Annotated in this window: 2 protein-coding genes and 1 pseudogene; all 3 read left to right on the top strand. The window is 71.5% G+C overall.

Annotation, left to right across the window (positions count from 1 at the left end; translation table 11 throughout):
* Window positions 1-497: pseudogene (locus tag x551_RS20865) on the top strand (ABC transporter ATP-binding protein); the annotation flags it as partial.
* Window positions 490-1,590: an ABC transporter permease gene (locus tag x551_RS20860; protein ID WP_036250924.1), complete on the top strand. Its 1,101-nt coding sequence runs from the start codon at window positions 490-492 to the stop codon at window positions 1,588-1,590. The pseudogene x551_RS20865 and the gene x551_RS20860, both read left to right, overlap by 8 nt.
* Window positions 1,587-2,507 carry an ABC transporter permease gene (locus x551_RS20855; protein ID WP_036234862.1) on the top strand — a complete coding sequence of 307 codons (921 nt, stop codon included), beginning with the start codon at window positions 1,587-1,589 and terminating at the stop codon, window positions 2,505-2,507. Before x551_RS20860 ends, x551_RS20855 begins: the two co-directional genes overlap by 4 nt.
* Window positions 2,508-2,669: the final 162 nt, after the last annotated feature.

Genomic DNA, 2,669 nt, shown 5'->3' with positions numbered 1-2,669 from the left:
GTGCCGCGCTGTCGCTGGCCGCGAACACGCTGCTGACGCGCACGGAGGCGGTGGGCCGCGGCGGCTGGCTGCGCATGGCCCAGGTGCAGCGCCTGGCGACGGCGCTGATCGCGGCCTTCAACGTCAAGGCCGGCGGGCCGAAGGCGGCCGCGAAGAGCCTGTCGGGCGGCAACCTGCAGAAGTTCATCGTCGGCCGCGAGATCGACGCGAAGCCCAGGCTGCTGATCGTCTCGCAGCCGACCTGGGGCGTGGACGTCGGCGCGGCGGCGCAGATCCGCGGCGCGCTCCTGAAGCTGCGCGACGAGGGCTGCGCGGTGCTGGTGGTCAGCGAGGAGCTCGACGAGCTGTTCGAGATCAGCGACCGCCTGCTCGTCATCGCCCAAGGCCGCGTCAGCCCGAGCGTGCCGACGATGCGCACGACGGTCGAGATGATCGGCGAGTGGATGAGCGGCCTGTGGCCGAAGGCCGCGGCTAGCGAGGCGCTGCGCCATGCTTAAGCTCGAGGCCCGGGCCCAGCCCTCGCAGGCGATGGCGCTCGCCTCGCCGCTGATCGCGCTGGCGCTCACGGTGCTGCTGGCCGCACTGCTGTTCGCCGCGCTCGGCAAGGACCCGCTGAAGGGCCTGGGCATCTTCTTCGTCGAGCCGCTGAACGGCCTGCGCTCGGTGTCGGAGGTGCTGCTGAAGGCCACGCCGCTGATCCTGTGCGCGCTGGGCCTCGCGGTCTGCTACCGCTCGAACGTCTGGAACATCGGTGCCGAGGGACAGTTCCTGCTCGGCGCCATCGCCGGGGGCGGCGTCGCGCTGTGGCTCACCAACCTGGGTGTCAGCGGCGTGCGGGGCCTGTACTCGCCGCTGGTGCTGCTGGCCGGCGTGCTGGGCGGCATGGCCTGGGCCGCTCTCACCGCGCTGCTGCGCGACCGCTTCAACGCCAGCGAGATCCTGGTCAGCCTGATGCTCGTCTACGTCGCCCAGCAGTTGCTGAACTACCTGGTGTTCGTGCCCTGGAAGGACCCCGGCGGTTTCAACTTCCCGCAGACGAAGACCTTCGACGCGTCGACCTGGCTGCCGACCCTGTTGCCGGGATCGCGGCTGCACTGGGGTTTCGTGCTGGCGCTGGTGATGGTGGTGCTGTTCTGGGTCTTCCTGTTCCGCTCCTGGCGCGGCTACCAGCTGCAGGTCGGTGGTCTGGCACCGGCGGCGGCGCGCTATGCCGGCTTCTCGGCGCGCGCCTCGCTGTGGACCGCGCTGCTGATGTCGGGCGGCATGGCCGGCCTGGCCGGTGCGATGGAGGCGGCCGGGCCGCTGCGCCAGCTCACGCCGCATGTTTCAACCGGCTATGGCTTCACCGCGATCATCGTCTGCTTCGTCGGCCGCCTGCACCCGCTGGGCATCGTGTTCTCCGGCGTGCTGCTGTCGATGCTGCTGATCGGCGGCGAGCTCGGCCAGTCGCGCCTGGGCTTGCCCAATGCACTGACCGGCGTGTTCCAGGGCCTGCTGCTGTTCCTGCTGCTGGCCTGCGACACGCTGATCCATTACCGGGTCCGGCGGCGCAGGCCCGCCGCCGCGGCGACCGCGAGGGCGGCGGTGTGAACGAAGCCGCGCTGCTGATCGCCGCCACGCTGGCCTCGGGGACGCCGCTGGCCATTGCCGGGCTGGGCCTGCTGCTCAACGAGAAGGCCGGCGTGCTGAACCTCGGCGCCGAAGGGATGATGCTGGTCGCCGCGATCGCCGGCTTCGCCGCGGCGCTGGTCACCGGCAGCGACACGCTGGCCTTCGCGGCCGGCGCGCTGGCCGGCATGGCGATGGCGGCGCTGTTCGCGCTGCTCGTGATCGGCCTCAACACCAACCAGTACGCCACCGGCCTGGCGCTGAGCCTGTTCGGTGCCGGCTTCTCGGCCTTCGTCGGCGTCGACCTGGTGGGCAAGAAGCTGGCCGACCGCGCGCCGTTCGAGGTTCCGCTGCTGGCCGACATCCCCTTCTTCGGTCCGGCGCTGTTCCGCCAGCATCCGATGGTCTACCTGGCGATCGCCGCGGTGCTCGGGCTGAGCTGGTTCCTGTACCGCAGCCGCGCCGGACTGGTGCTGCGCGCGGTCGGCGAGTCGCCCGAGTCCGCCCATGCGCTCGGCTACCCGGTGCGCACGATCCGCTTCGCGGCGGTGGTGGCCGGCGGCGCGCTGTGCGGCGTGGCCGGTGCCTTCCTGTCGGTGGTGTACGCGCCTCTGTGGGTCGAGGGTCTGGTGGCCGGGCGCGGCTGGATCGCGCTGGCGCTCACCACCTTCGCCACCTGGCGACCGGCACGTGTCTTGCTCGGTGCCTACCTGTTCGGCGGCGTGACGATGCTGCAGTTCGCGCTGCAGGGCGCGGGCGTGGAGGTGTCGAGCCAGCTGCTGTCGATGCTGCCCTACATCGCCACGATCGTCGTGCTCGCCCTCATCTCGCGCAACCCGCTGTGGATCCGCATCAACATGCCGGCCTCGCTCGGCAAGCCCTTCCATCCCGGCTCGTGAGCGCCCGCGGCGCGCCGGTCCGACCTTTCATCGCACAGGAGAAGCTTCCATGAACGTTCCGAGCACGCGCCGCGCGCTGCTGACCCGCCTGGCGGCGCTGTCGTCCCTCGCGGCCGCCGCGGCCCTGGTGGGCTGCGGCAAGAAGGACGAGCCGGCGCCGGC

The sequence above is a fragment of the Methylibium sp. T29 genome (genome assembly GCF_000576205.1).
GTDB classification, from domain to species: domain Bacteria; phylum Pseudomonadota; class Gammaproteobacteria; order Burkholderiales; family Burkholderiaceae_C; genus Methylibium; species Methylibium petroleiphilum.
The sequence above is the reverse complement of the archived record's forward strand: the minus strand, read 5'-3'. Positions and strand labels throughout refer to the sequence as shown.

Coding starts and splice junctions, on each gene's coding strand:
- x551_RS20860 (WP_036250924.1), top strand. CDS start 490: ATGCTTAAGCTCGAGGCCCGGGCCCAGCCCTCGCAGGCGATGGCGCTC.